The organism is Desulforhabdus amnigena, assembly GCF_027925305.1.
In the GTDB taxonomy this organism is placed as follows: Bacteria; Desulfobacterota; Syntrophobacteria; order Syntrophobacterales; family Syntrophobacteraceae; genus Desulforhabdus; species Desulforhabdus amnigena.
In genome coordinates this window covers 141,365-163,303 of record NZ_BSDR01000001.1, presented here as the reverse complement: position 1 = coordinate 163,303, position 21,939 = coordinate 141,365, and the positions used below count along the sequence as shown (strand labels likewise).

The following is a 21,939-nucleotide window of genomic DNA, read 5'->3' as shown; positions in this document are numbered from 1 at the left end:
ACAGCCGCACATCCGGCCCGTGTGGGCCGAACCCGGCTCGATGCCGGTTACTTACCGGAGCGGGGTGGAAAACGTCGGAGGATGCGATCAGATGAAGATCGGATTGGTGAGCACCGGCTTGAGCGAGACCACCTCTTCGCCGACCGGGTCGAGGTTGCCTTCCTCCCGGATCAGCATGGCGCAGCGCACCGCGTCGATGATGTGGTCGTTGCCCTTGGAATAGATGATCTTGCCGTCCCGCAGGGTGTAGGTGTGGGTGGTGAACTGGTCTTCCACCTCAAGGTCGTCCGAGGGGAAAATGAGCTGCTTGCGCTGCAGCGCCCCGTTGATGAGGCTGGTCATCAGCTCCTTGGTCCGCTTCTTGACTTCCTTGCCGTCGCGGACCGCCAGCCGGGTCATGCCGCCGAAGTCGTATCCCTTGAGCCTGCCTTCCAGCTCCAGCCCTTTGTACTTGTCCAGGGTGAGCAGCTCCTGGACCACGGCCAGGCCGTTGCCGCCGTTGTCCACGCCGATGCCCGCCGGGGTGTAGTAACGCTCCAACAGCGCGATGATCTGGGCGATGTGCGGATAGGAAACGTGTTCGAGATGAACGCGCAGGATCATTTTCAGCAGCGTTCGCTCGCCGATCTCCATCTCCTGGAATACGACAATCTCGGTGGGGTCGTTGGTGTAGCCCAGGTCGCCGCCAACCCAGAACTGCCCGCTACGGGGCGTGAGGTTGAGCAGCATCTCCAGCCGGTCGTGGGCCGCTTCCTCGGTGTCGCAATCGCGCAGCTCGGAATCGGTGATGACGATCTTCTGATACTCCAGCAGATCCTGCCGACAGAGGTTGAACTGTTCGACATTGAAGGCCCCATAGGAGGGCTTGCCGTGCTCACCGGCCACCTCGTGCTGCCAGCCGGAGCTGTCGCGGCCGCCGTAGAACTCCAGCAGTTCGGCCTCGCGATCCTCGGTCCACAGAGGGTTGAGCCAGGACGGCCAGCGGAACACATGGAACTGATCCGACGAGGTGAGCCGGTAATAGGTGGTGTCGCGCAGGCCGTTGGGCGTGGAGTAGATGCGTAGCGTCCCTCCGGCTTTGAGGCACTGGCGCAGCGCCTTCCAGGCCCGTTCGGTCAGCCAGGCTCCTTCATCGACCCAGACGCGGCCGACATGCAGGGACCGGAAGGCGTCGCCATAAGCCCCGGCCGGGCGAAAATAGAGCACCGAACCGTTGGTGAACTCCAGCCGGAAGTAGGGTTTGCGGTGGATCTTGGGCTTGCCGTACTTGGTCAGGGCGATGCTGTTCATCAGATCCGGGTTGGTGTCGAGCTGGAACTCGATCTCCTCGATGATGGTGTCGAGGTGTCCCTGGTGCGGAGCGGCGATGAGGCCCTGACCGCCTCGGGTGGTGAAGGCGTAATGGAGCGCGTCGGTCGAGAGCACGATGGACTTGCCCACGTCCCGGCCGTCGAGGTGGATGATGTTCTTGGCCGGGCAGCGCAGGTCCTCCACCTGGTGCGGCCAGTAGTCGCGGCCTGAGCCATCCCGGTTGTAGAGGTAGGCTTGCCCCCACAACACGGGATCGCTCAGGGTCGCCGCGAGTCTGCGCTCCTTGTCGGTTACCGCCATCAGTGCATTCCCGTCCTCAAGGCGCTGCCGAGGATGGTGCCCACCAGTTCCGTCAGGATCTGCTGCACGGCCAGGGTGTTCTTCCGGTCATGGACAGCCTCCTGAATGTCGATGATGGCCTGGTCCAACTCCGCCCAGGCCCGGTATTGCTGCTGGGCCGCTTCCAGACGGCCGAGGGCGTTCTCGATCCGTCCCGCCGCCAGTTCGGTGCCGATTTCAACCAGGGCCTCACCGGCCTGGCGGACGGCATCGCTGTTTTCCTGAAGGATCTCTTTCATTGACCTGCCTCCTGGTTCGAGCCGTTGGCCCACTGGTCAAGGGCGTCCACGGCGGTCTGCAGGCGCAGGCCGACACCGGTCAGGCGCTCGGCGTCCGGGTGGCCGACCTCGCGCAGCGCCTTGTTGGCCTCGGTCACGTACTCGGGCGTGTGGCGGTTGACGGTGGCTACCGCCGACTGGATCTGGGCCGGAGGCCGGTAGGTGGCGCAGCCGGTCATGATCCCGGCCAGGACCAGCGGGATGGTCCATTCGAGGGTCTTCTTCAACATGTTGATCTCCTTTGGTTTGTGGGTTTTGGGCACATGCAGAAAGATCTCTGCAAACACTTGATTTCCAACGAAATAGAAGCGTCATTGGATGTGGCGCGGGATGGTCCCGCATCCACGAAAACCGGAACCGGAGGCAGGCCATGACCTACGACAGAAACCGCCAGCAGGCACTCAAGGCATACCGAGAAAAGCAGGAGAACATCGCCCGGCTGATCGAGGGCATTCGCGGCAAGCTCGAAGCGGACGCGAAGCAGACGGACATCACCTGGGCGAGCGTCGGCTCCCTCGGCCACGTCGAGGAACTGCTGCGGGAGCTGGACGAGTTCCTGTCCTGAACACACCGGGCCACTGACAAAGGAGACATCGACATGACCGAATGCACCGTGCATCAAGCCGCCGAGGCTTTCATCGGCCACCTGCGGGAATCCGGAAAGAAAGAGCGGACCCTCTACACCTACCGGAAGGACCTCGACGTGGTTGAGTCCTTCTTCGGAGCGGATCGCCAGCTCGCCGAGATCCGGCTTCCCCAGGTCGGCAAGTTCTACAAGTCCGACCTGCTGCTCAAACTCCCCGACGGCAAGGAGCGGGCTGAACGCACCGTCGCCAAGACCGTCCGGGTGTTCCGCATGATGATGGTCTGGGCCAGGGAGTCGGGGCGCATCGAGGAGTTGCCTCTGCCCAAGAGCACGCCCATGGGCCACAGCCGGGTAAAGGAGTCCAGCGATGAGCAACCGAACGGCTGACCTCGATCTGACGGGCGCGACAGAGGCGTTCTGTGCCCGCCTGTCGGCCGAAGGACGCTCCCCAGCGACCATAGCCGCATACCGCCGGGACCTCGCCCTGGTGGCCCGCGTGGCCGGGGAGCTGGCCCCGGGTATCGTCTGCCGGGCGGTCACGGCCGGGCTTCTCGACAAGGTGTTCTCCGCCGGGCCGGTTACCGAGAGTGAGCGAGGCCCACGCTCGGCGGCGTCGCTCCATCGGATGAAGGCGGCAGTGCGGGCTTTTTTCGCCTGGGCCGTCGAAGTTGGAGTGGTCGATGACAATCCGGCCCGGTCCATCCGCATGCAGCGACTGCCGAGAAAGCTGCCGGTGTTCCTGACCGCCGCTGAAAAGAAACGGCTCCTCAAAGAGCTCAAGGGACGGACCGATTTCTCCACGCTGCGCGACCGCGCCATGATCGAGGTGCTGCTGGGCACCGGGATCAGGCTTGGCGAGCTGGCCGCGCTCGACATGGATGACATTGACCTCGACGCCAAGCATCTGCGGGTGCGGGCCAAGGGGAATGTGCCGCAGGTCAAGTTCATCAAGACCGACCTCCGCACATTGCTGCGCCGTTACCTGGCCGAGCGCCGTCGACATGGCCGTCCCGAAATGGAAGCTCTGTTCCTGTCGAACCGGGACGGCAGACTCTGCCAGCGGCAGATTGCCAACCGGCTCGCTCACTGGCTGCGGAAAGCCGGGATCGAAAAGGATCTGACGCCGCACGGGCTGCGGCACACCTTCGCCACCCACCTCTACGGCGCGACCAATGACTTGCTCGTGGTGCAGCGGGCCTTGGGGCATCGCGACGTGTCCACCACCCAGATCTATACCCACCTCGTGGACGGTCAGCTCGAGGAAGCCCTCGAACGCCTCTGATCCTTCCGGACCCGACGATGGGAGCGGCCTCGGCTGCTCCTGTTTTCGTTGGCCGAGACAGTGTCGAAGACAGTGAATGACAGTGCCCGCAGAAGAACACATCCGCCGATGATGAATGATCATGACGGAGGGTCTCTTCCTCCCGGGCGGAGCGGGAAATATCGATTGACCGTAATTTCTCCTTCGCTGTCTGTCGGCCGCACATGGCTATAACTGCTTGGCTTGTGCGCTCCAGGCGCGGAACACACATGGCAATATCTGCTTGGCATGTGCGAGGGCCGTTGCCGAAGGAATGGCTATTTGCGGGGCTTGGCCGGTTCTGCCTGGGGTTCGACATGCCAATATCTACTTGGGTTATGTGAGAGAGCTCCGGCGTGAACGTGCCAATATCTACTTGGGTTATGCGGTTCGGCTTATGCACACACATGCCAAGCGGATATCGAGAGCTGCAGGAAGAAATCGAGGAGTGGAAATGATGATCGGCAGCCGGAGAATGCCGATTCCGAAAGTGCAAGGAACACGTCTTATCCGCAATTCCTGGTGAAGCTGTCTGCCGCAAGTCGCCGTGTGCCGGGGTCATCGGAAAAGCCCTCCATGGTGTTATCCGCAATTCTTTCCGTGTTTCTTGCGGCCGGAGGGTTTCGCGCCCGGGGTGTTGGCAGCCTCGGCCACCTTCTCAAGCAGTGCCGCCGCCCATTCCGCCGGAGAGGTCTGCGGGCCTTTCGGCTCCTCACCCTCGCGAGCAATCTTGGTGGTCTTGAGATCCTTCATGTGGCAGCGGATCATCCGGTCGAGCTTTTCGGCGGCGTCGGTGTTCCCCTCGATCTGGGCGCGGACCAGCTTGACCGAGTAGACGCCCACCAGCTCCACTTGCAGGAAGTCGCTGGATTTGTTGAACTCGAAGTCCTGGTTGAGGCGGTCGATGATCGCGTCGAACATGACCTTTTCTTCCGGCGTCAGGCAGCGGTCGGCGAAGATGCCGTGACGCAGCCGGTTCTGGTTGCCCTCGGGCGCACCAGGCCCGCGCCGGGGCGGTTCGGTCTTGCCCTCGTTGCGGTGCCAGCGGTCCAGCGTCTCTTTGTCCGGTTTGTTCAGTGCCACGTGGAAATCCTGCCGAATATTGTTTTCCCAAGCCGGGATGCGGGGCGGGAGGCCGATTTAGCCTCCAAACGCGCTCCCGCCGGTTCAGGGGTTACTTACCGGAAGCGGCGGCCAACTGTCGGTCCCGGTCCTGTTTTCGTTCGGCGGCGATGATCTGGTTGACCCGGCGGGTGGTCACTCCAGCGAGGTTGGAGATCTCCTGGCTGCTGATCCCCTGCAGATGAAGAGCCAATACCAGAGCGCGGCGCTCCTGGTAAAAGCGGCTCGGTGCCGGGACCCAGAGAATCCCGGTGTAGTGCTTCTGGATCTGCTCGAAGAGTTCCTCGGGCAGGACATCCTTGGCGTTGGCGTAGCGTTTCTTTTTCTTCACAGCTCAATCCTCCATTTTCTTCATCCACGGCTGGGGCACGTCCGGGTTGAAAAACCTCAGCGTGCTGGGGCGTCCGGACTTCGGCCCGTGGATAATTTCGATAGAACGCTCGGTGACCTCGCCAATCTCCTGATCGCCATCGACGAAGCAGACCAGGCCGTAGTCCTCGCCGCAGGGAAACCGGAAGCGGCCCTGGTTCTGATAGAGGCGTGCCTCGGACCAGCCATTGGCCATGGCCTCCTCACGGATGGCGTCGACCTTGGCGACAGCCTGGGAAGTCACCGGCTGCTTACATTTCCAAGCTTGGTTCCCGGGATAAATCCAGTCCTTTCTGGGAACTTCGACGGGTTTCTCCTGGGGCTCGGGACGAAGCGCGGGTGGCCGGTAGTTCTTCGGGGAAAAGGAGTGCAGTACCTCCTGCAAGTTTTCCTTGCCAAACTCCCGGATGGCCAGCTCCTGCAGGGCGTTGAATCGCTGCCGCAGCGTGTTCCAGGCATCGTCGGGGAGCTTTCCGGCCTTGTGCGCGGCTTGGGCGGTGACCATGCGGAAACGTAGCCAGGCAAAGAATTCAGGCGACAGACGGCGACACAGCGTGCCGTCGATCTCCCGGTCTTCAGGCCAGTCGCGAGCGTCCTCGATCTCGTGAACGTCGAGCCCGGTGGAGACATAGATGGCGGGCTGCGGTGGTTGCGGTGGTAATGATGGGGTTTCACATCCGGCCGAGGCGTCCTGCCCTCCGGCGGTGTGCTTGATCATGGTTTTCAGAAGGCTCATGGCTTCACGCTCCAGAAATACGGGTTAATTGCTTTTCCCGTTACTTACCGGAGCCCAAAGCCAGGTGACGGCGGACCGATGCTTTCGCTTGTAATCGTTTTTTTAGCGAGCGGCCGTTTTGTAACTGTTTTTTGAGATCTCTAAACGTTTTTCGAGAAACCGGCAGGTTCTGCGGTGGATATGTGCGGTGGCTGCGGTGGTCGTGCGGTGGAAGATTTTCTCGTCCCACCGCAGGGGGTGGTCCGTTGTTTGTTTATTGTTTTTCGTTAGTTATGAAGAAAGAAAAGAGAGAGTGCGGTGGTTGCGGTGGTATTTGGGGAATGTCTCTCACGCTGGGCCGGAATTTCTCTGGTGGGGGACGCCGGGTTGGTGAGTCGAAAAAATATTTCAGCCCATAGGGGGTGAGACCTCTGGATTTACCACCGCAACCACCGCAAAGGCCATGAAAGCCTTGTCTGGCAAGGGTTTGGCGTGCGGTGGTTATCCACCGCAAGGGACAGCGGTGTTCACCGCACCACCGCAAAAGAAAAGGACGCCCGAGAGCGTCCTGAATTATTGGGAGGGCGAACCGATTGGGGTTCAGACCTGGAGAATGTTTTCGACCAGCTTGTAAACCGTGGTGCCGCCAAGTGTGCGTGGCCAGTCGGCGCAGGGAGGATTGTCGCGCAGCCTGGCGCGGCGGATGGCTTCATCGATCCGGTCGCGGGTGATCTTGCGTGCGTCGATCCCCTTGTCGTAACCGGGAAGGTGCCGCTTCAGCCGGTCGCTGCAATCCCGTGACGATGCGATGCCGGTGCCGTCCTCGAAATGAAGCAGCAGCCAGTATTCGAACTTGGGGTTGCTGAGGGCGAAGCCGTAATTGTCGCGTGCCTGAGCCCAGGCATGAAGCTGGTCCAACTGTTCGTCGGTCCACTGATCCTTGTCCACCACGAGCCAGGCTTCGTCGGAGGATCTCAGCTCCTCCTGCCGGAGATGGTCCTCCATCCGCTTCAGCACCTGGGGAGGTGAGCTATCATGACTGCCTTTGAGGCAGTTCACCCGGATCACCGATTGCTGGTCATTGAAGATGGCGAAATACTGCGGCTCGGTCTTCACGCCTTCCACCGCGATCACGAACAGTTTGCGGTAGCGACGCTCGCCAAGGGGTCTCTGGAATTTGCGTCTCTTCGGCGGCATCAGTCATCCCCCTCACTTTCCTCGGTGAGGCAGGGATTGGTCAAAGCGCCTCCCAAAAGAATCCGGGGAATTCCACCCAGTCGCCCCTGCAGGTAGCTCTTGCGGATATCCTTGTCGTATCGGACATCCTTGTACTCGCTGAAGGAGAGCAGGTTCGAAGCTCCGGTGGCGTCTCTTTCGGCCACCCACATCTCGTCACGGCGCAGGAGTTGCTGATCCATGAGCAGCACGTCATGGGTGGTCAGCAGCAACTGCGTTCTGGTTTCCGTGGAGCAGTTGGCGAGGTACGCTTCGAGCAATCTGCGTGTCAGCAGCGTGTGCAGGCTGCGGTCGACCTCGTCGATCACGTAGACCTTCTTCGAGACCTGGGCCGAGAGCTCAAGAAACGCGGGCAGCAGATCGATCACCCGCTGCGAGCCGTCCGACTCCTGACGGATCTCGAACTTGGCTTCCGTGCCGTCCGCCTTCGGATGATAGGTCACCAGCTTCTTGGCGATCAGCTCGCCACCTTTGCGGGTCACCACGAACCGTTCGTTGATCGGCTCGGTCAGCAGACGAACGGTCATGCCTTCCTTCACGTCTTCCTGCAGCTTGGTTTTCAGCGGCTCGGGCAGCGGAATGTTTTCGAAGGGGGTCTCCTCGCCACCCAGGTGCGCGATGCCGGTGTCGAGCTGCGGCAACATCTCGTTCATGGTCGAGTAGAGCGGATGCCCCTCGTCGAGGAACTGCTCGAACGGTTCGAAGCGGGAATCGGGCGCGACCAGCTCGAGCGTGTCCTTGAACCAGTCGTAGACCGGCCGGAAATTGTCGACCTTCTGGGAGACCGAGTTGGTCAGAAAGAGTTGATTGTCCCGGGTCCCTTTGAAGGCGAACTGGAGGAACTGGTCCTTGGCCAAGGAATCATCGAAGTTGGGCTTTCCGTCTCGACGGTGGTAGAGCACCTTTTCACTGGTGCTGGTGATGACCACCAGCTTCTCTTCCAGAACCGCCTTGCGGGTCACCGCGAAGCTGAACTCGTAAATGATCTCGTCGATCAGCAGCTCGAAGCCAAACCGTGACGGCTGATCGGCCACCTTGGCGTCCAGCCGGAACGGCTCGACAGGAATCAGGCTGTCGGGCTGGGTCCCCTTGACGACCAGCGCCTTGGCGAAACTCAGTGCCTTGAAAAAGTTGGTCTTGCCCGACGCGTTACCGCCATAAATTGCCGCAACCGGAAGAACTCTCGTCTGGTACTTGCCGAGTTTGGGAACCCTGTCTCCATGCTGGCGCTCCCTGCTGGCGACCATCGAAAATGTGACCTGGTTGCGGAAGGACATCCAGTTTTCGAGTGAGAAACTGACTATCATCTTACCGCCTCCTAAAGTGAAATATTCGCTTTATCATTCCTTTAATATAGGCATGGGCGGCCTGAAAGTCAATCTAAAAGAGAAAATATCTCGTTAAACACCTTTGCTACTGATCCGGTACTCGAAGTTCTTGGTGTGGGCGTTGCGCTGCCGGTCGATGTCAAACCCGGCGTCCCGGATGATGTCCAGGTCGTTGCTGATGCGCCGACCGAGCTGGGCGGGCTTCTTGTATTCGAACTCGAGGTTGAATTCCCGGCCAACCCTGCGCAGCGCCGCGAGCAGCCGTCCCGCCGACACCGGTTCCATGGTGTTCTCGTTCTCGAACCTCACCTGATAGCGTTCGATGAACCCCACCACGTGGTTTGCCCGGTCGTCCTCGCCATAGCGGGCCTTCTCGTCCAGTTCCACCGCGTTCCGGTAGGCATGGAAGAGCGACGTCAGCGCCGTGGCAATGGGGTTCGACTCCCGCGCCATCTCCTGGCTGGTGTCATTGATGGAATGAATCTGCTCGATGAACAGCGGGCTTAGATCCTCGAGTCCGGTGGTCACCTCGTGTTCCTCGGACCCGGCCAGCATCATCAGGTACATCAGGCTCAGATAATCGTTGCAACGGCGCTTGCCATGGGTCGGCATGGTTCGGTGCAGCAGACGCATGACCTGTTTCTGGGCTCCGTCCCGGATCATCGCCAGAACATGACTGGTTCGCTTCATAATGGCCGAGATGATCAGGTCCCGGTTCTGCTGGATGGCGGAAATGACCTCCGATTCCAGGAAGCAGTCGCTGGCCTGGTTGGCGAGGTCGAAGTTGATAACGAAGGACCTCGACAGTATCTCCGAAAGCTCCCCGCACAGCGGCTCAATGCCGGTGGTGTTCAGCAGGCATTTGGTCCGCTCGGTGATGGTCTCGCTGTCGGTGCCGCTCTTGCGTTTCTCCTTGGCGATGCCGGTGATGCTGGTCAGCATGAAGGTGGTCAGATCCTCGGTCATCTGCTTGACCTCGATGTTGTCGAGGACGATGAGCGGGTTCTGCGAGCCGTCGGTGTAGTTCGCGGCGTCGGTGGCCTTCTTGTGCTGGGGCTCGCCGTAAAGCAGCGTCGAAGTGATTTTGCTGGCGGTGGTCTTGCCCGATCCGGCGGAGCCCTCGAAGCGGGTCATGGGCCGCGTCCCGGCAAAGTCGATCAGCAGGAAGCAGGAGAGCCAGGAAAGGATGAGAAAGCGATCTCCTTGCGGGCAGGTCATGTTACCCACCAGCAGATCGACCAGGAGCCGGTCCGCCTCTTCGAGGTCGGCGTCGGGCAGGAATTTCAGCGGCTTCATCTTCCGCGAGCCGTCCAGGATGATGCCGTCCTCGTTGCCGCCGTTCTTCATGATCTGAATTTCGTCCGGGGTAATCTTGGCGATCTCGTGCTCCGGATTGTTCAGGTTGAAATAGACGGTGTAGGAAGCCACATCCGTGTGCAGCCAGGAAAAATGGTCGCGCACCTGGCCACGGATCATCGCCAGGCTTGGCAACACCTCGAAAAATGTCCGTCCGCCGCCCGTGGTCGGCACCATGCCCGTGTGCTTGTAAAGCATGGCCGCGTAATGGCGCTTGCGGCCCCGGTCCGGTGAATCCATCCAATAGATGGCGTTGTCGAAATACATGAACGGCTCGCCCTGCAGGGTGTGAAAGAACTGGGCACCGTTGGAGGTGAACCAGTCGTAGGCGGCCTCGGCGGCCAGGGTGTAGTCGGGAGCGCCGTTCTCCAGTTCCGTGTCGATCAGCACCTCGTCAACCCGGGCGCGGCATGATCCGGGCATCGCGCCGGACATCCGCTTGGCCTTTTTCTTTTCGTTGCGGAACTCGACCTTTCGGTCCTTCTGGATGGCGCGGATTTGTTCCTTCAGGGTGGCCATGGAGACGCCACCGCCGATGCGCTCCTGCACCAGCTTCAGCAGGCGGGCCTGTTCCAGCGGCGACTGCTCGGAAATCTCCCCCAGGATCGGTTCGAGCAGGCGGTTGCGTTCCTCTTCCTCAGCGCCCTCGGGCAGCGAGCGCACGCCGAACTCGATGGGCGTGCTGGCCTCGGCGAGCAGGCGTTCGAAATCCTCCCGGGTATGCCCGGCGGCAATGTAATCGTTGACGTCGATCTTTGCGGTGGCGAGAAGCGCCTCGGCCGCCTGGATTTCCTCGGCGGGCCGTCCAGCCAGCAGCTTGGCCAGCTCCTTCGGCCCCACGCTCGCCGTCAGGCCGAAGCGTTCGGTCAGCTCCTGCCGGGCTGAGATCTGTGTCTCCGACAAGGGCAGCGTCACCAGGCGTGTGTCGATCTTGTGTTCGGCCAGGGTGCGGGCGGTTTGCAGTGCCCCCTTGAGACCGGCTTGGGAGAGTTCGTTGTCCTGACAGATGTAGACGGTTTCGACGCCGCGCAACTTGGGGATCAGGCGCTCCCAATCGGCGGCCCGGATGCGGACGGTGACCGGCGATACGGTGGGCAGGCCCAGTTGCATCAGCGCCAGGCAATCGGTCACCCCCTCGGTGATGATCACCTTGCCGGGCCGGGCCAGCAGACAGTCCTCGTTGAACAGCAGCGCGTTGTTGATGAAGTCGGCGACGTAGGGCCGCTGGTGTTCGTCATGAACCGGCAGTTTCTTGTATTTCCCTTGCTCCCAGCCCACGTCCGGGGTCCACGGCGTCTTGCGGCCGATCATGAACACTACCCGGCCACGGCTCCAGTAGGGAAAGACGATGCGGCGCTCGAAAAATGGCGTCAGGCCGTCCTGGCTGGTGGGACGGAAAGCGCCGGTCGCGGCGAGCTCCCGCTTGGAAAAACCGTCCTCACCCCCGGTCAGTTGGGCGACCGCGCCGGACGCGTTGTCCGCGTAGCCGATCAGGAGATCGTCGATGGTCTCCTCGCTCAGGGCGTATTTGGATTTCAGCCAGTCGAGGACCTCCGGCGACTCTTTGAGTCTGGCGTGGTAAAGCCTGGCCAGCGAGGTCAGCGCGTCCTTGACCCGCAGTTCGAAGGCGCGGTCGGCCTCCGTCTGGGCCAGACGCTCCTGGCTGAGGCCATAGCGCGACAGCGGAGGCAAGCCCGCCTTCTTGGCGAGATAGTCCCGGGCCTGACGGTGGCTGTCCGGCATCGGACCAGATTGCCCGGCGGTGACCGAGCCCGTCTGAATGAACTCAACGAGCTGCAGCACATCACCGCCGATTCCGCAGCCGAAGCAGTACCAGCCCTGCTTGTCGAGCATCACGTGCAGCGACAGACGCGACTGGCTCTGATGGTTGGGGCAGTCGCACATCAAGCGCTGGCCGGTCTCTTGGGTGATCCGTCCCGGCAGGAGTTCCCGGGCCACGTCACCGATGTCCATCTCGGTGACGAGCCGGTAATACTCCCTGACGTTATCCGTTCCGCCCATACTCATTCGGCCTCCGCGACACGGGCGAAATCGGCCTCCGCGTGCTGGGCGGCGTCCAGAAACAGGGGCAGAAAGGTCCGACGGTCATCCACCTGGCAACGCTTGGCGCAATTCTGGATGCCCCAATGGTCACCCAGGACAATGGCGGTGCGCCGGGCGCGGGTCACCCCGGTGTAGAGCAGATTGCGGTGGTGCATGAAGGAATGCGCCTTGTGGACCACCACCACGGCGCAGGGGAACTCGGAACCCTGGGTTTTGTGGATGGTGAGCGCATAGGCGAGCTGCAGGTCCTGAAGGTCGGGCGAACCCTTTTCCATCTCCACGGGCATGCCGTCGAAGTCGATGACCAGGGTGCCGTTCGCGAGGACATCGACCACATAGCCGATGGCACCGTTCATCACGTTCAGGTCGTAGTTGTTCCGGGTCTGGATGATCTTGTCGTGCTTGAGAAACGGGGCGCGGCGGCCCATAGCGACCGGCGGTACCTCGGCGTTCCAGAGCTTGCGCTGGATGAGCCGCTGCAGTTCCTCGTTCAATTCCTTGGTGCCGAGCGGCCCCTTGTGGGTCGGCGTCAGCACCTGCACGTCCTTGATGATGTCGAAACCCAGGGCGTCGAGCCGCTCCTGAAACAGCTCCAGCAGGAACGAGCGTGCCGCCATCGGGTCGGTGAACTGATCCACCAGATACCAATCCCGGCATCCAGCCACCGATGCCTCGCTGGTCTTGCGCACCTCGCCCTTGAGAACGGCGGTGCAGTTCTCCTTGAGGACACCAGCCTGGCGCACGACCTTATCGAGGATGACCGTGGGGATGGCGCGTGTCTGGATCAGATCGCGCAGGATGTTTCCGGGTCCCACCGGCGGAAGCTGGTTGTGGTCACCGACCAGCAGCACCGTGGTCCGCGACAGGTCGACCGCCTCGAACAAGTGCCAGGCCAGGGGCACGTCCACCATCGAAAACTCGTCGACCACCAAGACGTCGGCATCGATGGGATTCTCCTTGCTGCGGGAGAATCCCTTGCCGTCATAGCCGAGCAGACGGTGGATGGTGGTGCCGCTACGGCCGCTGACTTCCTCCAGGCGCTTGGCCGCCTTGCCGGTCGGCGCGGCGAGCACGACCTCCAGATCGCTCTCCTCGCAGATGGTGTTGATGATCGAAATGGTGTAGCTCTTGCCCGAACCGGCTCCACCCGAAATCAGGCTGATGCTGTGCTGGAGGGCCGAGCGCACCGCTTCGAGCTGCTTATCGTTCAGCGTTGATGCGCAGCGCCGAATCAGGGCATCGAGTTTCTTGACGGACTGGAAATGCGGGTTGGGTGTTTCGGCCTGGCCGAACAACGAGGCCAGCTCCCGCTCCATGCGGACGATCTCCGGCAGAGCGACCACGAAACGCCCGCCGTGGGAATCGCAGGAAAGCGCCTGTTCTTCGATGAGCGCGTCGAGGGCGCTCTCGATACGGACCCGGCTGTCCAGGGCATCCATGACCAGCAGCAAATTGGCCTGGTCCACCAGATCCTCGTATTCGATCCAACAGTGGCCATTGTCCAGGGCTTCACGGACGCAGAAATTCAATCCGGCCCGGATACGAGGGGTATGGTCCTTGGGGGTTCCCAGCTTGCGGGCGATCTTGTCGACCTTCTTGAAGCCGAATCCCCGGATCTCCCGAATGAGGATGTACGGGTCTTCCTTCAGGATATCGAGGCAGTTGCCGCCGAGTCTTTCGACCAGGGTGGTGACCTGATGATGGGTCAGGCCGAATGCCGACAGCCAGGCCATGACGGTGTTAACGCTACGGTTCTTCAACCATTCGTCACGCAACCGCCGGGCCGCTTCCAGGGGCAGTCGAGCCTTGAGCGCAATGCGCTCGGGGTCGTTCAGAAGGGTTTCTTCAAAGGCGTCGCCGAAGCTCTCGACGATCAATCTGGCCTTGGCCGGTCCAATGCCCTTGATCTCCGGATGGTTGGCCAGATAGTGGATCAGCCCCTCCGGATCGAGTTCGAGGTCGTGCTCCATCCCGTCGACCTTGAACTGACGGCCGTATTTTGGATGGGTGGACCACGACCCGAGCAGGACCACAGGCTGATTTTCCCGAGCGAACAAATTGCCCGCGAACTGGACTTCCTCACCGGTCGGGGTGAGCAGTCGGCCTGCGGAGAACTTGGGTCCGGCATAGTAAACGCGCTCTATTCTTCCCCGGAGTCGCGCCGGGTTACTCTCATTTCTTTTTGGCATCTCGCGATCCTCCGGTGAAAACGTGTCAGGTACTCCTCGACAAAACGGCAGGCTGCCTGCCGGTCCGAGCAGAAGTAGACGGGGACACCGAAGTCGACGACGATGGAGGCGACCGTTCCGATCAGCGCGTGCGGGTGGGCATCGCTTCGGTAGCGGCCATCGACCAGATCGCGAAAGTTGCATTCGACAACCACACAGGCGGATTCGTAGGCGGATAGCTTTTCCAGCTCGCGGTGGAACCGCTTGCGCCCCCGGATGACGGTGGAGACGAAATCCGTCAGGGATTTACGCTCCACCGCCACCCGTTCTTCGAGGCCGACCAGTGAGTAATCACCGGCGGGCAGCGCCTTGCGAACCGCCGAAACCTTGTCACTATCGAAGCTGTAGGGCTCCTGTTCGCGGGTGTCGACGACAACGGTGATCCGGTCCATCATCAGAACGGGATCATGTCGTCCATCGCCGCGCCGGGAGCCCCGGCATCGTCGGCCATGACAATGCGACGGTTGAAGTAGATGTTCTCGTTTTCACCGCGAGTGCGCTTGGTCACCTCCAGCTTGATGTTGAGAAGCTGCTCGAGGTGGCCCGGCAGGTCGGAGAGCTTCTGGAGCTGCAGCCCGCAGGTGTAGAGGTCCTGCTTGAGCCACTTGATGTTCTCGTTGCTGGCCATGACGTTGTTGCGCCAGAGCAGACGACCCTTGTGGGTCGGCGCGAGAATGCGCAGGGTCCACTTGAGCATGGGGTTGCCCGAGGTCTGGGCGCGGGTCAGTTCGACCCGGTCGACGTTGACCTGGTACTTGCCGTCGGGGACGGCATCGAACTCGCGTTCCTCGACTTCGGCGGTTTCAAAGGCGTCGTCGAACTGCGCCAGGTCGAGGTTGCTGCTGGATTGGTTTTCGTAGTGTTCCATGGTCGGATCTCCTTACTGTTGGGGTTTCGCCGCCGCACTCGCGGTCGGCTCCGGCTTTGGCCGGGCGGCACTCGCCGCAGCTCCGGCTGCCGTGTTGTTGAACGCTTTCATGAAGCTCGAAAAATCGAGGGGGATGACTTCGGGGAGTCGGCCGGTGCGGTCACCGGCGTCGTAGTTGGGACTGGGCTTGGTGCGCATCACGCGCTGCCAGACCGGCTTGCCGTCCTCGCCGGTTTTCATGTCCAGATCGCAGAACAGGATCAGGTCCACCAGGCCGGTGACCAGCTTCCGCGCCTTTTCCGGCAGCGTCGGCACGATGCGGGTGTGTTTGCCGGTCCGGGTCTCGATGTCCCGTTCCTGGGAGTGGGAGATCAGGATCAACCCATAGGGCAGGAAGGCGAGCTTGTTGATGACGCGCTGGAACTCGTTGTTGATCAGCGCGTAGCCCTTGCCGTAGCCCAGGTCGGATTCGTGCTCGATCTTGAATTTCTTGCAGACGTAGTCCGAGCACATCTTGTAGGCGTTATCCACCGTGTCGACGACGATGGTCTTGAACTCGTGCTTGCCCTCGGCGATTTCGGCGCAGGCCTGCAGAAGGTCGTCCCAGCAGGTGATCGGGGTCTGGAACACCTCCAGGGCGTTCAGACCCGGCTCGGTCGCCAGGAACAGTGCGTCATTGGCCTTGGAGCACCAGGTGCTCTTGCCGATCTTGCTCGGGCCGTACACCAGGGCGGTGAGGTCCGAGAGCGTGTGTTTGGGTTTGCTTTTGGTCTTGGGAAGCATGGCTTCGTCTCCTTATGGTTGGGATTTCAAAACACCGGAGCGGCGTCTTCACCGGCTCCGTCCCGCAGCTCTTCGTGCGGGGCGATCCGTTGGAAATGGTTTTCGATGACGTTGGGGTTGCCGCCCGAGCGGCAGAGCTGGAAGTAGGCGCAGGGTCTTCCGTACTGGAAGCAGTAGCTGGTGTTGCGGTAGAAGGTGTCGCGCCGACGGGCGTCGAGCATGGCCTTGGAGAGTTCCCACAGCTCCGCCCGCAGTTCCTCGAACTGGTCTCGGGAGATGTAGAGCACCTCGCGATGAAACATGCCCGGCTCGAGGTACTTCTCCTGGAGTCGTTGCTGGAAGGTTTCGTCGTCCTCCGGCAGCTTGCGCTTGGCGCTGCTCTTGCCGGTTTTCGACTTGGCGATCAGTTCGTCTCGGCGGGCTTCGTATTCAGCTTCGGTTTCACCCTTGCCCTGGCGCAGCCGGGCTTTGACCAGGACGTTATAGATGATGCCGCTGACCGTGATGCCGAGGGTCTGCTCCAGGTACCAGGCGTAGAGGATGATCTGGAAATCAGTCCACAGCCGCTCCAGATAGCTGGCGTCGATCTGCGCGGCGGTTTTGTGTTCCAGCAGAAAATACTGGCCATCCTGACGGACGATGCCGTCCACCTTCCCGGCGAGAATGAAACTGCGCGAGGTCGCCCCGGTCGCCGGGTTGACGATGGGACCTTCGAAGGTCTTCTCGAGCGCGACGACCTCGAACTCTTCGGCCGGGTAGTGTTTCGCATAGGCGCTCATCATGGCCCGGGCGAGATGCCAGTCGGCCTGTTGATGGTCGTCCTGCGCCCTGTTCGGATAGGTCCGGTCGATGTGGTCGAGGACCTTGGCCAGATCCCGCTCGCCGTGCCAGCACTCCAGGCAGTCGTGAATGACCGAGCCGAAGGCCAGATTGGGGTCGCGCTCGAGTGGCACCAGCTCGTCGATATAGCGCCACTTGCAGGCCATGCGGCAGTTGCGGAACAGCCGCCACATGGAATAGGTGGTGGTCATCAGCTCGCTCATACCGCCACCCCCGCTGTCGCGGCGGCGGGCGCTGCCCGATGCTTGGAGGCACAGGCGCAACCCGACGGCTGGGATCGTTCGATCAGGACCGAGCGTTCGCCGTATTCCTTGGTGGCGAAGCCGGTGAAGATGCGGGCGAGGTCGCTGCCGACATCGGTGGAGGCGTCGATCACGCAGGTGCGTCGGGCCTTGTCCAGATTGAACCGGCTCTCCATCCGCACACGGGAACGGCCATGCAGGCTTTCGACGGCCAGCATCGCCAGCATGAAAGTGTCTTCCAGTTCCTGGGCCGGGACCGACTCGTCAAAACGGTACTTGTAGGTGTCGTGAGTCATGGTTGAACTCCTCTTTTGTTCAGGTTCTGATTTCCGAGGCCCCGGATAGCCGCACCATGCGGCACGGTGCTTACTTACCGGAGGCGGAGCCGATGCGTCGGAGATCACAGGTAGTCCGTCAGGCCAGCCTCGATGAACGCCTCCCGCAGCTTGCTCAGCCGGTCGTAGAGGGTGGTTCTGGGAATGCCCATCTCCCGGGCGATTTCGGCCATGGTGCTGTCGTGCAGGCGCACGCACAGATCCCGGAGTTCTTCCGGCAGCGAGGCGATGGCCTGGCCGAGATCCATGTGGATCTCATGGGCGAGGCGCTCTCTTGTTTCGCGGGTGCCGCCCCCCAGAGAACCTTCGCTGTCCAGGAACTCGATCCGCTCGGTGGTGTCGCCTTCGCCGTTGTCGAGGGGTTCGTTGAGTGAGGTTTGGCAGAGCCGCCAGTCCCGGCATTGGGCGAACCGGGCCTCCAGAATGGTGGAGATGTGACGTTCGACGATCCGGGCCATGAAGGTGGTCTTCTTGGCCTTGGCGGGATTGAAATGCCGCATCCGCTGCAGCAGATCGATCATCAGTTCCTGTTCGAGGTCGGGTCTGTCGTCCTCGGTGAATCCGGCCTTGCCTACGAGTTGACGTGCTTTGTGCCGAATGAGGTCGGCGGCATACTTGTCGATGCCGTCGTAAGAATTTTGTGAAACCATCGGGGCCTCCTCGGAGCGAGGAGGAGGTCCGCGTGGGTGTCGGCACGGGCCAGATCACAGGACAAAGCTGTCGCGTGGGCGAAGGGGTCGCAGGTACGCCGCCAATTGCCGTATTCGGCTCGGCGACACCCACAACAGCCTCCGCCATGCGTCCAGCTTGTTGTCCAGTGTCTAAGGGTTAAGGTCGTTACGTGTTCAGGCTGCCCGTTCCTCGATGCGCATCAGGAAAGGCAGGCCATGCTTGATCTCGATTAGGCAGACTTTTCCGCTGCCCATCTGTGAGAGCTGCTCCAGCAGCGTCACAACCTCTTGCTTGAGAGTGAAGTCATCCTGGTCGCGCTCAGGCCTTGGACCGATCTGTCCGCCCAGCTTGATTTCACGCTCGATGACCGTGTCAGGGGTGAGTTCCGGTTCACCGTCGTGAACCGGAATGTTGGTGATGCGGCCGAAGTTGATGTCTTGCATCAATTCGATGAGTCGCCGCTTTGGTGGGGTGAGGGTTGCTTTGTTGACTTGTGCCATTGCCAGTCTCCTTGTTCGGAAGTTCTGGCACGCCCGGTGGCCAACACTCTGTTGACCAATAAAAAACGCCGGATCGCGCCTTCATTGAGGAAGGCGCTACATCCGGCGTCGCAATGGCTACATTTGGCGTAGCGGAAATTTTTTTTAGTTTTTTCTTCCTGGGTGGTCCCGGGTCACTCGTTGACTATCGGGCGGACCTCCCAAACGATCTCCTCTTCGGTCCGGTAGACAGGCTCGTTGCCGCACTTGATGGATTCCTTCAGGTGGGCGGCCAGCGGCTTGTCATACTTCTCCAGATACTTGATGGCCCGGTTTACGGCGTTCCGGAAGGCGTCACGGACGTTCTTTCGCTTGTCGTTGGATTTCCGGAGTTTGCCACCCAAGCCAACAGCCTCGTTGATCGCTGTGGTCACCTTTGCCATTTCTTCTTCAAGCCGCTGAATCTCGGCATCGTTGTTTTCTGCTCGTGCGTCTTCAATTTCTCGAAGAAGATCGTGAGCCGCCTCCCGGTACTGCTCGATAGCCTTGCGGTCGGCGACGAAGCCGGTATCGCCCAACGGAACCCCCTGGGTGAACTGAAAACCGTCTTCGGTTTCATCAGAGTTCAGAAACGTGTTGCAGGTATTGATGGCGAACCCGCAGACGATCTCGTAGACCGAGGTTTCCTTGTTGGGCCTCGCCAGAAGGAAGTTGATGTACTCGGCTCCTTTGTCGACACCCGTCACGAGCACCTCGGCATTGCCGTTAAAGCGTGCGGCCCAGACTCCCCCGCGCTTCCTGAAGTAGTTGTCCGGCTGCTTCTGCTCGACCGGAATAGCTGGGACAGAGATCACCGATCCCGATTCATAGACCGTCCGAAGCAAGCAGTCTCCCGGCAAGGTGCGCTGACGGATGGCCGTGATGTTGCGGGCGACCATGGTGTCCATCGCTTCGCAGACTTCCTTGGCGTGGCGTTTGTAAAGGTCATAGACCTTCTGGGCCACGCTTCCGGGGTTCCCATTCAAGTAGCGGAAGACCCGACTTACCTCGCTGAATCGAGCGATAAACTGGGTGATGTCATCCTGATCACGGACCTGGTTGGCTCGCTCCAGGTACGCGGCAGCCATGATCTTGTCCTCGTCCTTGCTTCGACTTTGGGTGAAGATATCGGCCTTATAGGCTTCCACGGGGTCATGCTGATCCGCTTTTGCCGCAATCATGGCAAAACGCCTGTCGATGCACTGCGAACACGTTCCGCAATGCGTATGGTGATTGGTCATCTCCCAGGTATGGGTGCAGGTGGTCGATGCCGCGATCATGTCCTGGCATCCGGCCTTGGTGATCACCTCGATAACACCGGCCTTGGTTTTCCAGATGTAGGGATTCTCAATCGTGAACGGTTCGCCAGCCACCAGGCTGATGATTTCCTGAAAGCCTCGGATCACCCTGGGGTGGGTGGTGCGTGTTGCCCGGCCTCCGACTACCTGAGCGCAGACCGGCAGATTCAAACTGATGACCCCGTTTTCGTAAAAACGGACGCTTTTCAGATTGAGCATTTTTGCGATGGTCGCCCCGATAGACACATAAAGGAAGGATCGGCTGCGCTGGGTGTACTCGTAGTTCAGGCCCTTGTTCTTGTTGACCCGGACGCCGATGTGTAGCGGGGCGTTTTCCCCAGCCTTGTCGGCAATCATCTTTTCCAGTCGCCGGTGGCGCGTGTTGAGCTTCGGTGTCGACTTGTGGGTAACAAGGACGACCTTGTGTTTTTCATTCAGAACTTCATCGATGGCTCCCGCCAGCGAGTCCAGTCCACCTGAAAACATCACTACCTGTTCCGGATAGCCGAACAGCCGTCCGTCATCATCAAATTTCAGATATCCCTGGAATGCCTGAGCCTCTTTCAGTTTGACGAACTCGAAGTGATAGTTGTCGTCAGACAAGAAACCAAGCGTGGAGCGCAGCGCCTGGTGGATATCGTCTCCGTTCCAAAAATCTGGCTTCCGCACCGGGATGATGAAGTGCAGATCCCTGCGCCAGCCATGGCCAAAAGAATCGACGTCGTCGGCCCCTCGTGGGATGGCCTGATCGGCACTGTAAACGTAGGTGGCGATTTCGAGCAGGTCCTGGAAAGAATCAGGCACGTCCTTGCTCATCTTTTTGTGGATGTCTTCAATGCGTAGGGTGATCTTGTCCGGCCCATCCTTGCCCCAAAGGCGCAGGCGCAGATCACGGTCAGGATTTTCTTCAATCCCATCGGTCGGTGCGTTCCCACAGATGATATATCGTTTATCTTGCATCGGCTCGCGCTCCTTCTTTTAGCTCGTCCTTCATCTTTTTCAGCGCGTAAGAGGCGAAGCCATTGGAAGACTCCCTGGAGATGTCACCACCTTCTTCGTACCTGTGCTTCGAAAACCAATCTGCTGAAAACTGCTCGACGATCAGGGACGCCTCTTTACAGTGCGTGTTCAGAGCCTTCTCGAATTGTCCCATTTCATTCATGGTGGCAAAGCGCTGGCCCTCGCCCAGATGGGTAGCCAGCGTTTTTGAGAGGAAGTAGTTCATGCTCTCGTTGGTCAGCTTGGCGAAGAAAGTCCGCGACAGCTCTCCGAACTCCCGCTTTTTCCCGAGCGCTGCCAGTGCGGCCCGAACATCATCTGGCCCGGGGGCGAAGAGAGACGGCAGTTTTGGTGAGATGTGCTCTACCAGGGCTCCGACCAATGCACGCTGAGACATTTCACCGAGGTCGGATCGGCCACCGTTGGACTCCAATTTGTTATCCAGGGCCTCGGAGACTGCGGCTGCAAGATCGGGAAGGGATGTATCCTGCGGCAGGTTGACGCCGAGGGATTGGAGATGCTCGCCGAGGTTCTCCTTTTTTGCGGCAATGGCGAGTTGCGTCATCAACCAGACCGCCTCGGTGAACCCCTCATCGTTGAGCACGAAGGTGAATGCTTTATCGGCTGCCCGGATTGTTGCGTTTGCGATTTGGGACACGTCGGCACCGGCCGTGATCAGGCCGACCACCTCTTTCCATGCCCTCGACCTCGGAAGGCTTCCAAGTCTGACGTGCCCCATGTCGATCTCCTTATTTTTCGCGACCCAGCATCGTTATTCGGGCCTCCTGATGACGACGATGCTTCGGGCCTTACGAGCTTCTTTCTTCAGATAGCCTTTCCGTACCAGTTGAGCGATCTGCTCGTGGGCGCTCGCGTGGCTGATACCAAGGACTTCCGACAATTCTTTCACCGTTGGCGGCAACCCCTTTTCATCGATGATTTGGCAAATGACCCTCAGCGTGTGTGCTTGTGGGTCGGTTATTTCCGATACCTTTTTCTTTCCCATGGCGATTGCTCCGTGTCGTAGCCACTGAGCGGATTAAGCCCAATTTATGACCACAAAATATACGACCTGATGAACATCAGGTCAATCAAAAAAACAGGACTTCTCGTCTGATTCCGTCATCTTGCACGTCCCTCCGGTAGGTAACG

General features: G+C 60.4%; 23 protein-coding genes. 3 read left to right on the top strand and 20 right to left on the bottom strand.

The window, feature by feature from the left end; all coding sequences use genetic code 11:
- Positions 1–87 precede the first annotated feature (87 nt).
- From QMG16_RS00755 to QMG16_RS00745, 3 genes are read right to left on the bottom strand one after another with little or no spacing between them, the layout of a single operon-like run.
- The gene (locus tag QMG16_RS00755) at positions 88–1,611 is read right to left on the bottom strand and encodes a terminase large subunit domain-containing protein (RefSeq protein WP_281791767.1); all 1,524 of its coding nucleotides are present in this window, start codon (positions 1,609–1,611) and stop codon (positions 88–90) included.
- On the bottom strand, positions 1,611–1,889 hold the full coding sequence (locus QMG16_RS00750) for a hypothetical protein (RefSeq protein ID WP_011366961.1): 279 nt from the start codon (positions 1,887–1,889) through the stop codon (positions 1,611–1,613). The genes QMG16_RS00755 and QMG16_RS00750 overlap by 1 nt, the downstream gene beginning before the upstream one ends.
- On the bottom strand, positions 1,886–2,158 hold the full coding sequence (locus QMG16_RS00745) for a hypothetical protein (protein WP_013258631.1): 273 nt from the start codon (positions 2,156–2,158) through the stop codon (positions 1,886–1,888). Before QMG16_RS00745 ends, QMG16_RS00750 begins: the two co-directional genes overlap by 4 nt.
- A 140-nt stretch (positions 2,159–2,298) precedes the next feature.
- On the opposite strand from QMG16_RS00745, the gene QMG16_RS00740 reads away from it, so the two are divergent.
- Genes QMG16_RS00740 through QMG16_RS00730 form a run of 3 tightly spaced genes read left to right on the top strand, consistent with a single transcriptional unit; the run spans position 2,299 to position 3,796 of the window.
- Positions 2,299–2,493, top strand: coding sequence for a hypothetical protein (locus tag QMG16_RS00740; RefSeq protein ID WP_281791766.1), 195 nt, complete (start codon positions 2,299–2,301; stop codon positions 2,491–2,493).
- Between the two features lie 33 nt (positions 2,494–2,526).
- The gene (locus QMG16_RS00735) at positions 2,527–2,901 is read left to right on the top strand and encodes a hypothetical protein (RefSeq protein ID WP_281791765.1); all 375 of its coding nucleotides are present in this window, start codon (positions 2,527–2,529) and stop codon (positions 2,899–2,901) included.
- Positions 2,882–3,796, top strand: coding sequence for a tyrosine-type recombinase/integrase (locus tag QMG16_RS00730; RefSeq protein WP_281791764.1), 915 nt, complete (start codon positions 2,882–2,884; stop codon positions 3,794–3,796). The genes QMG16_RS00735 and QMG16_RS00730 overlap by 20 nt, the downstream gene beginning before the upstream one ends.
- Before the next feature lie 600 nt (positions 3,797–4,396).
- Here QMG16_RS00730 and QMG16_RS00725 read toward each other — a convergent pair.
- The 17 genes from QMG16_RS00725 to QMG16_RS00645 all read right to left on the bottom strand — a co-directional run bounded on the left by QMG16_RS00725 (position 4,397) and on the right by QMG16_RS00645 (position 21,793).
- Complete coding sequence (locus QMG16_RS00725) at positions 4,397–4,897, bottom strand: hypothetical protein (RefSeq protein WP_013219077.1); 501 nt, start codon at positions 4,895–4,897, stop codon at positions 4,397–4,399.
- A 91-nt stretch (positions 4,898–4,988) separates the two neighbouring features.
- Positions 4,989–5,267: a hypothetical protein gene (locus QMG16_RS00720; protein ID WP_281791763.1), complete on the bottom strand. Its 279-nt coding sequence runs from the start codon at positions 5,265–5,267 to the stop codon at positions 4,989–4,991.
- A 3-nt stretch (positions 5,268–5,270) separates the two neighbouring features.
- Positions 5,271–6,041: a hypothetical protein gene (locus QMG16_RS00715; RefSeq protein WP_281791762.1), complete on the bottom strand. Its 771-nt coding sequence runs from the start codon at positions 6,039–6,041 to the stop codon at positions 5,271–5,273.
- 579 nt (positions 6,042–6,620) lie between these two features.
- Entirely contained in the window at positions 6,621–7,217 is a 597-nt protein-coding gene (locus QMG16_RS00710; RefSeq protein WP_281791761.1) for an RloB family protein, read from the bottom strand.
- Positions 7,217–8,563, bottom strand: coding sequence for an AAA family ATPase (locus QMG16_RS00705; RefSeq protein WP_281791760.1), 1,347 nt, complete (start codon positions 8,561–8,563; stop codon positions 7,217–7,219). The genes QMG16_RS00710 and QMG16_RS00705 overlap by 1 nt, the downstream gene beginning before the upstream one ends.
- Positions 8,564–8,656: 93 nt before the next feature.
- Positions 8,657–11,968, bottom strand: a complete 3,312-nt coding sequence (locus tag QMG16_RS00700) for a CHC2 zinc finger domain-containing protein (RefSeq protein ID WP_373878644.1) — start codon at positions 11,966–11,968, stop codon at positions 8,657–8,659.
- Positions 11,965–14,193: an SF1B family DNA helicase RecD2 gene (gene recD2, locus QMG16_RS00695; RefSeq protein ID WP_281791758.1), complete on the bottom strand. Its 2,229-nt coding sequence runs from the start codon at positions 14,191–14,193 to the stop codon at positions 11,965–11,967. The genes QMG16_RS00700 and recD2 overlap by 4 nt, the downstream gene beginning before the upstream one ends.
- Positions 14,145–14,627: an ERCC4 domain-containing protein gene (locus QMG16_RS00690; protein WP_013258639.1), complete on the bottom strand. Its 483-nt coding sequence runs from the start codon at positions 14,625–14,627 to the stop codon at positions 14,145–14,147. Before QMG16_RS00690 ends, recD2 begins: the two co-directional genes overlap by 49 nt.
- On the bottom strand, positions 14,627–15,100 hold the full coding sequence (locus QMG16_RS00685; RefSeq protein ID WP_281791757.1) for a DUF669 domain-containing protein: 474 nt from the start codon (positions 15,098–15,100) through the stop codon (positions 14,627–14,629). Before QMG16_RS00685 ends, QMG16_RS00690 begins: the two co-directional genes overlap by 1 nt.
- A gap of 12 nt (positions 15,101–15,112) precedes the next feature.
- The gene (locus tag QMG16_RS00680) at positions 15,113–15,883 is read right to left on the bottom strand and encodes an ATP-binding protein (RefSeq protein WP_144234525.1); all 771 of its coding nucleotides are present in this window, start codon (positions 15,881–15,883) and stop codon (positions 15,113–15,115) included.
- 26 nt (positions 15,884–15,909) lie between these two features.
- Complete coding sequence (locus QMG16_RS00675; protein ID WP_144234526.1) at positions 15,910–16,926, bottom strand: PD-(D/E)XK nuclease family protein; 1,017 nt, start codon at positions 16,924–16,926, stop codon at positions 15,910–15,912.
- Positions 16,923–17,261, bottom strand: coding sequence for a hypothetical protein (locus tag QMG16_RS00670; protein WP_029895089.1), 339 nt, complete (start codon positions 17,259–17,261; stop codon positions 16,923–16,925). Before QMG16_RS00670 ends, QMG16_RS00675 begins: the two co-directional genes overlap by 4 nt.
- Positions 17,262–17,365: 104 nt before the next feature.
- Positions 17,366–17,950 (bottom strand): sigma-70 family RNA polymerase sigma factor, encoded by a 585-nt coding sequence (locus tag QMG16_RS00665; RefSeq protein WP_281791754.1) that lies wholly within the window; start codon positions 17,948–17,950, stop codon positions 17,366–17,368.
- 195 nt (positions 17,951–18,145) lie between these two features.
- Positions 18,146–18,472 carry a hypothetical protein gene (locus tag QMG16_RS00660; protein WP_281791753.1) on the bottom strand — a complete coding sequence of 109 codons (327 nt, stop codon included), beginning with the start codon at positions 18,470–18,472 and terminating at the stop codon, positions 18,146–18,148.
- Positions 18,473–18,645: 173 nt separating this feature from the next.
- A complete protein-coding gene (locus QMG16_RS00655) occupies positions 18,646–20,748 on the bottom strand; it encodes a 7-cyano-7-deazaguanine synthase (protein ID WP_281791752.1) in 2,103 nt (700 codons plus the stop codon).
- On the bottom strand, positions 20,738–21,526 hold the full coding sequence (locus tag QMG16_RS00650) for a hypothetical protein (protein ID WP_013514522.1): 789 nt from the start codon (positions 21,524–21,526) through the stop codon (positions 20,738–20,740). The genes QMG16_RS00655 and QMG16_RS00650 overlap by 11 nt, the downstream gene beginning before the upstream one ends.
- Positions 21,527–21,559: 33 nt before the next feature.
- Positions 21,560–21,793 (bottom strand): LexA family protein, encoded by a 234-nt coding sequence (locus tag QMG16_RS00645; protein ID WP_273195713.1) that lies wholly within the window; start codon positions 21,791–21,793, stop codon positions 21,560–21,562.
- Positions 21,794–21,939 lie beyond the last annotated feature (146 nt).

Excerpts from the sequence above, each read along its gene's own strand:
- QMG16_RS00755 (WP_281791767.1), bottom strand. The coding sequence starts at position 1,611 with ATGGCGGTAACCGACAAGGAGCGCAGACTCGCGGCGACCCTGAGCGAT.
- QMG16_RS00750 (WP_011366961.1), bottom strand. The coding sequence starts at position 1,889 with ATGAAAGAGATCCTTCAGGAAAACAGCGATGCCGTCCGCCAGGCCGGT.
- QMG16_RS00745 (WP_013258631.1), bottom strand. The coding sequence starts at position 2,158 with ATGTTGAAGAAGACCCTCGAATGGACCATCCCGCTGGTCCTGGCCGGG.
- QMG16_RS00740 (WP_281791766.1), top strand. The coding sequence starts at position 2,299 with ATGACCTACGACAGAAACCGCCAGCAGGCACTCAAGGCATACCGAGAA.
- QMG16_RS00735 (WP_281791765.1), top strand. The coding sequence starts at position 2,527 with ATGACCGAATGCACCGTGCATCAAGCCGCCGAGGCTTTCATCGGCCAC.
- QMG16_RS00730 (WP_281791764.1), top strand. The coding sequence starts at position 2,882 with ATGAGCAACCGAACGGCTGACCTCGATCTGACGGGCGCGACAGAGGCG.
- QMG16_RS00715 (WP_281791762.1), bottom strand. The coding sequence starts at position 6,041 with ATGAGCCTTCTGAAAACCATGATCAAGCACACCGCCGGAGGGCAGGAC.
- QMG16_RS00710 (WP_281791761.1), bottom strand. The coding sequence starts at position 7,217 with ATGCCGCCGAAGAGACGCAAATTCCAGAGACCCCTTGGCGAGCGTCGC.
- QMG16_RS00705 (WP_281791760.1), bottom strand. The coding sequence starts at position 8,563 with ATGATAGTCAGTTTCTCACTCGAAAACTGGATGTCCTTCCGCAACCAG.
- QMG16_RS00700 (WP_373878644.1), bottom strand. The coding sequence starts at position 11,968 with ATGAGTATGGGCGGAACGGATAACGTCAGGGAGTATTACCGGCTCGTC.
- recD2 (WP_281791758.1), bottom strand. The coding sequence starts at position 14,193 with ATGCCAAAAAGAAATGAGAGTAACCCGGCGCGACTCCGGGGAAGAATA.
- QMG16_RS00690 (WP_013258639.1), bottom strand. The coding sequence starts at position 14,627 with ATGATGGACCGGATCACCGTTGTCGTCGACACCCGCGAACAGGAGCCC.
- QMG16_RS00685 (WP_281791757.1), bottom strand. The coding sequence starts at position 15,100 with ATGGAACACTACGAAAACCAATCCAGCAGCAACCTCGACCTGGCGCAG.
- QMG16_RS00680 (WP_144234525.1), bottom strand. The coding sequence starts at position 15,883 with ATGCTTCCCAAGACCAAAAGCAAACCCAAACACACGCTCTCGGACCTC.
- QMG16_RS00675 (WP_144234526.1), bottom strand. The coding sequence starts at position 16,926 with ATGAGCGAGCTGATGACCACCACCTATTCCATGTGGCGGCTGTTCCGC.
- QMG16_RS00670 (WP_029895089.1), bottom strand. The coding sequence starts at position 17,261 with ATGACTCACGACACCTACAAGTACCGTTTTGACGAGTCGGTCCCGGCC.
- QMG16_RS00665 (WP_281791754.1), bottom strand. The coding sequence starts at position 17,950 with ATGGTTTCACAAAATTCTTACGACGGCATCGACAAGTATGCCGCCGAC.
- QMG16_RS00660 (WP_281791753.1), bottom strand. The coding sequence starts at position 18,472 with ATGGCACAAGTCAACAAAGCAACCCTCACCCCACCAAAGCGGCGACTC.
- QMG16_RS00655 (WP_281791752.1), bottom strand. The coding sequence starts at position 20,748 with ATGCAAGATAAACGATATATCATCTGTGGGAACGCACCGACCGATGGG.
- QMG16_RS00650 (WP_013514522.1), bottom strand. The coding sequence starts at position 21,526 with ATGGGGCACGTCAGACTTGGAAGCCTTCCGAGGTCGAGGGCATGGAAA.
- QMG16_RS00645 (WP_273195713.1), bottom strand. The coding sequence starts at position 21,793 with ATGGGAAAGAAAAAGGTATCGGAAATAACCGACCCACAAGCACACACG.